The following is a 5,669-nucleotide window of genomic DNA, read 5'->3' on the forward strand; positions in this document are numbered from 1 at the left end:
GATCTTTAAAAACTAACAGCCGATAAGTGTGGGCGCTTGATGCGCGACGCGGGTGGATCTTCGGATTCACATAAAGCGAAAGTATCAAGTCTCACACAGTAATGAAAGGAAGGTTTGGTCATCGAGAGATGGTTGAACACTTCGTCAGTACGTTGAGTGAGCGACCGGTTGGTAAAACAACCGAAAACAGTAACAGGTTTGAACTGAAGAGTTTGATCCTGGCTCAGATTGAACGCTGGCGGCATGCCTTACACATGCAAGTCGAACGGCAGCACGGGAGCAATCCTGGTGGCGAGTGGCGAACGGGTGAGTAATACATCGGAACGTGTCCTGTAGTGGGGGATAGCCCGGCGAAAGCCGGATTAATACCGCATACGCTCTGCGGAGGAAAGCGGGGGATCCTTCGGGACCTCGCGCTACAGGGGCGGCCGATGGCAGATTAGCTAGTTGGTGGGGTAAAGGCCTACCAAGGCGACGATCTGTAGCTGGTCTGAGAGGACGACCAGCCACACTGGGACTGAGACACGGCCCAGACTCCTACGGGAGGCAGCAGTGGGGAATTTTGGACAATGGGCGCAAGCCTGATCCAGCAATGCCGCGTGTGTGAAGAAGGCCTTCGGGTTGTAAAGCACTTTTGTCCGGAAAGAAAACCTCGTGGTTAATACCCGTGGGGGATGACGGTACCGGAAGAATAAGCACCGGCTAACTACGTGCCAGCAGCCGCGGTAATACGTAGGGTGCAAGCGTTAATCGGAATTACTGGGCGTAAAGCGTGCGCAGGCGGTTCGCTAAGACAGATGTGAAATCCCCGGGCTTAACCTGGGAACTGCATTTGTGACTGGCGGGCTAGAGTATGGCAGAGGGGGGTAGAATTCCACGTGTAGCAGTGAAATGCGTAGAGATGTGGAGGAATACCGATGGCGAAGGCAGCCCCCTGGGCCAATACTGACGCTCATGCACGAAAGCGTGGGGAGCAAACAGGATTAGATACCCTGGTAGTCCACGCCCTAAACGATGTCAACTAGTTGTCGGGTCTTCATTGACTTGGTAACGTAGCTAACGCGTGAAGTTGACCGCCTGGGGAGTACGGTCGCAAGATTAAAACTCAAAGGAATTGACGGGGACCCGCACAAGCGGTGGATGATGTGGATTAATTCGATGCAACGCGAAAAACCTTACCTACCCTTGACATGTATGGAACCCTGCTGAGAGGTGGGGGTGCCCGAAAGGGAGCCATAACACAGGTGCTGCATGGCTGTCGTCAGCTCGTGTCGTGAGATGTTGGGTTAAGTCCCGCAACGAGCGCAACCCTTGTCCCTAGTTGCTACGCAAGAGCACTCCAGGGAGACTGCCGGTGACAAACCGGAGGAAGGTGGGGATGACGTCAAGTCCTCATGGCCCTTATGGGTAGGGCTTCACACGTCATACAATGGTCGGAACAGAGGGTCGCCAACCCGCGAGGGGGAGCCAATCCCAGAAAACCGATCGTAGTCCGGATCGCACTCTGCAACTCGAGTGCGTGAAGCTGGAATCGCTAGTAATCGCGGATCAGCATGCCGCGGTGAATACGTTCCCGGGTCTTGTACACACCGCCCGTCACACCATGGGAGTGGGTTTCACCAGAAGTAGGTAGCCTAACCTGCAAAGGAGGGCGCTTACCACGGTGGGATTCATGACTGGGGTGAAGTCGTAACAAGGTAGCCGTATCGGAAGGTGCGGCTGGATCACCTCCTTTCTCGAGCTGGACGTGTCAAACGTTGAGCGCTCACGCTTATCGGCTGTCGTAGTGAAGAAACGCAGACAGACTCAGGGGTCTGTAGCTCAGTCGGTTAGAGCACCGTCTTGATAAGGCGGGGGTCGATGGTTCGAATCCATCCAGACCCACCACTGTCTTGTCTGGTGCGCTGGGCGTCTGAATGCCTCTGGGGTGACTGTATGACTGGGGGATTAGCTCAGCTGGGAGAGCACCTGCTTTGCAAGCAGGGGGTCGTCGGTTCGATCCCGTCATCCTCCACCAATCCTCAATGCGTAGGGTTCTGTGTCAGGTACACAGAGCGTTGTGCATTGGCGATTGAGCCAGTCAGTAAGGATACGCGGTTACAGCAATCGCGCTATCGGCTGAACGTTCTTTAACAATCAGGAAGAAGTAGTAAAGAGATTCACGAAAGTGTACTTAGAGATGGGTACATGAGTAGGTGAATCAGGGTTGTGATTGTATCGATGTATTTTTAAGTGATCGAAAGATTGCTTTGGAATACGGCGCAACACGAATACTCAACCTGTAGCGAGTGGAAACTCAATCGGGCACCTTGTCCCCTTCGGGGATGGGGCCCACGTAAGCGCTAAAGCGCTTACGTGGGACCGACAGAGACACACCCGTTATAGGGTCAAGCGAACAAGTGCATGTGGTGGATGCCTTGGCGATCACAGGCGATGAAGGACGCGGTAGCCTGCGAAAAGCTACGGGGAGCTGGCAAACGAGCTTTGATCCGTAGATGTCCGAATGGGGAAACCCACTCCGAATGGAGTATCCATGACTGAATACATAGGTCATGTGAAGCGAACGCGGTGAACTGAAACATCTAAGTAACCGCAGGAAAAGAAATCAACCGAGATTCCCAGAGTAGTGGCGAGCGAAATGGGACCAGCCTGTACTCTTTATCTTCATTGTTAGTCGAAGGCTCTGGAAAGTGCCGCCATAGCAGGTGATAGCCCTGTAGACGAAAACAGCGAGGAAGAACTAGGTGTACGACAAGTAGGGCGGGACACGTGAAATCCTGTCTGAAGATGGGGGGACCATCCTCCAAGGCTAAATACTCGTGATCGACCGATAGTGAACCAGTACCGTGAGGGAAAGGCGAAAAGAACCCCGGGAGGGGAGTGAAACAGATCCTGAAACCGCATGCATACAAACAGTCGGAGCCTCTGCGAAGGGGTGACGGCGTACCTTTTGTATAATGGGTCAGCGACTTACATTCAGTGGCAAGCTTAACCGATTAGGGCAGGCGTAGCGAAAGCGAGTCCGAACAGGGCGTTCAGTCGCTGGGTGTAGACCCGAAACCAGGTGATCTATCCATGGCCAGGATGAAGGTGCGGTAACACGTACTGGAGGTCCGAACCCACTAACGTTGAAAAGTTAGGGGATGAGCTGTGGATAGGGGTGAAAGGCTAAACAAACCTGGAAATAGCTGGTTCTCTCCGAAAACTATTTAGGTAGTGCCTCGTGTATCACCTTCGGGGGTAGAGCACTGTCATGGTTGTGGGGTCCATTGCGGATTACTACGCCATAGCAAACTCCGAATACCGAAGAGTGCAATCACGGGAGACAGACATCGGGTGCTAACGTCCGGTGTCAAGAGGGAAACAACCCAGACCGCCAGCTAAGGTCCCCAAATATGGCTAAGTGGGAAACGAAGTGGGAAGGCTAAAACAGTCAGGAGGTTGGCTTAGAAGCAGCCATCCTTTAAAGAAAGCGTAATAGCTCACTGATCGAGTCGTCCTGCGCGGAAGATGTAACGGGGCTAAGCCATATACCGAAGCTGCGGATGCACATTTATGTGCATGGTAGGAGAGCGTTCCGTAAGCCTGCGAAGGTGCACTGGAAAGTGTGCTGGAGGTATCGGAAGTGCGAATGCTGACATGAGTAGCGATAAAGGGGGTGAAAGGCCCCCTCGCCGTAAGCCCAAGGTTTCCTACGCAACGTTCATCGGCGTAGGGTGAGTCGGCCCCTAAGGCGAGGCAGAAATGCGTAGCTGATGGGAAGCAGGTTAATATTCCTGCACCATTGTTGAATGCGATGGGGGGACGGATCGCGGAAGGTTGTCCGGGTGTTGGAAGTCCCGGTCCTTGCATTGGAGAAGGCGCTTTGGCAAATCCGGGCGCGTAATTCAAGGGTGTGAGGCCAGTCACTTCGGTGACGAAGCAATCGGAAGTGGTTCCAGGAAAAGCCTCTAAGCTTCAGTTCAACAAGACCGTACCGCAAACCGACACAGGTGGGCGAGATGAGTATTCTAAGGCGCTTGAGAGAACTCGGGAGAAGGAACTCGGCAAATTGGTACCGTAACTTCGGGATAAGGTACGCCCCTGTAGCTTGACTGGCCTGCGCCAGGAGGGTGAAGGGGTTGCAATAAACTGGTGGCTGCGACTGTTTAATAAAAACACAGCACTCTGCAAACACGAAAGTGGACGTATAGGGTGTGACGCCTGCCCGGTGCCGGAAGATTAAATGATGGGGTGCAAGCTCCTGATTGAAGTCCCGGTAAACGGCGGCCGTAACTATAACGGTCCTAAGGTAGCGAAATTCCTTGTCGGGTAAGTTCCGACCTGCACGAATGGCGTAACGATGGCCACACTGTCTCCTCCCGAGACTCAGCGAAGTTGAAGTGTTTGTGATGATGCAATCTCCCCGCGGCTAGACGGAAAGACCCCATGAACCTTTACTGTAGCTTTGCATTGGACTTTGAACCGGTCTGTGTAGGATAGGTGGGAGGCTATGAAGCGTGGACGCCAGTCTGCGTGGAGCCATCCTTGAAATACCACCCTGATCTGTTTGAGGTTCTAACCTTGGTCCGTAATCCGGATCGGGGACAGTGCATGGTAGGCAGTTTGACTGGGGCGGTCTCCTCCCAAAGTGTAACGGAGGAGTACGAAGGTACGCTAGGTACGGTCGGAAATCGTGCTGATAGTGCAATGGCATAAGCGTGCTTAACTGCGAGACCGACAAGTCGAGCAGGTGCGAAAGCAGGTCATAGTGATCCGGTGGTTCTGTATGGAAGGGCCATCGCTCAACGGATAAAAGGTACTCTGGGGATAACAGGCTGATACCGCCCAAGAGTTCATATCGACGGCGGTGTTTGGCACCTCGATGTCGGCTCATCTCATCCTGGGGCTGTAGCCGGTCCCAAGGGTATGGCTGTTCGCCATTTAAAGAGGTACGTGAGCTGGGTTTAAAACGTCGTGAGACAGTTTGGTCCCTATCTGCCGTGGGCGCTGGATATTTGAAGGGGGCTGCTCCTAGTACGAGAGGACCGGAGTGGACGAACCTCTGGTGTACCGGTTGTCACGCCAGTGGCATCGCCGGGTAGCTATGTTCGGAAGAGATAACCGCTGAAAGCATCTAAGCGGGAAACTCGCCTTAAGATGAGATATCCCCGGGGCTTCGAGCCCCTTGAAGGGTCGTTCAAGACCAGGACGTTGATAGGTCAGGTGTGTAAGCGCAGTAATGTGCTCAGCTAACTGATACTAATTGCCCGTAAGGCTTGATCCTATAACAGGTGTGTGTCGGCAGCCGTTAGTGCTTCAGCACTTATGGATGCCCCACCCTGCGCCACGCGCAGGGTCTTATGCAGACCACACACGGTTGAGTGATCGATGTTGTGCCAGAAACTGCACAGCCCGCACGCATAAACGTGCAAAACGAGAGGCATCCTCTCAGCTACTTCTTCCCGATTGGCTGTATTGCCCCACCGGCAGTACGGCAACCCGTCAAAGCCTGATGACCATAGCGAGTCGGTCCCACCCCTTCCCATCCCGAACAGGACCGTGAAACGACTCCACGCCGATGATAGTGCGGATTGCCCGTGTGAAAGTAGGTAATCGTCAGGCTCCCCAGCAGCACCAGAAACCCCACCCCAACACAGGTGGGGTTTCTGCGTTTACGCGGCGATAAA

The 5,669-nt window shown here is 53.8% G+C and carries 2 tRNA genes and 3 rRNA genes; all 5 read left to right on the top strand.

Annotated features, from left to right (window positions below):
• The first annotated feature begins 200 nt into the window (after nucleotides 1–200).
• Nucleotides 201–1,735 (top strand): 16S ribosomal RNA (locus BCA01S_RS34040).
• 75 nt (nucleotides 1,736–1,810) lie between these two features.
• Nucleotides 1,811–1,887: transfer RNA gene (locus BCA01S_RS36330), tRNA-Ile, on the top strand.
• 54 nt (nucleotides 1,888–1,941) lie between these two features.
• Nucleotides 1,942–2,017: transfer RNA gene (locus BCA01S_RS34045), tRNA-Ala, on the top strand.
• Nucleotides 2,018–2,385: 368 nt separating this feature from the next.
• A 23S ribosomal RNA gene (locus BCA01S_RS34050) occupies nucleotides 2,386–5,266 on the top strand.
• Nucleotides 5,267–5,490: 224 nt separating this feature from the next.
• Nucleotides 5,491–5,604: ribosomal RNA gene (gene rrf, locus BCA01S_RS34055) — 5S ribosomal RNA — on the top strand.
• Together the 16S, 23S and 5S rRNA genes with 2 tRNA genes alongside form the textbook arrangement of a ribosomal RNA operon.
• The last annotated feature ends 65 nt before the right edge of the window (nucleotides 5,605–5,669 follow it).

This window comes from Paraburkholderia caledonica NBRC 102488 (genome assembly GCF_000685095.1).
Taxonomy (GTDB): Bacteria; Pseudomonadota; Gammaproteobacteria; order Burkholderiales; family Burkholderiaceae; genus Paraburkholderia; species Paraburkholderia caledonica.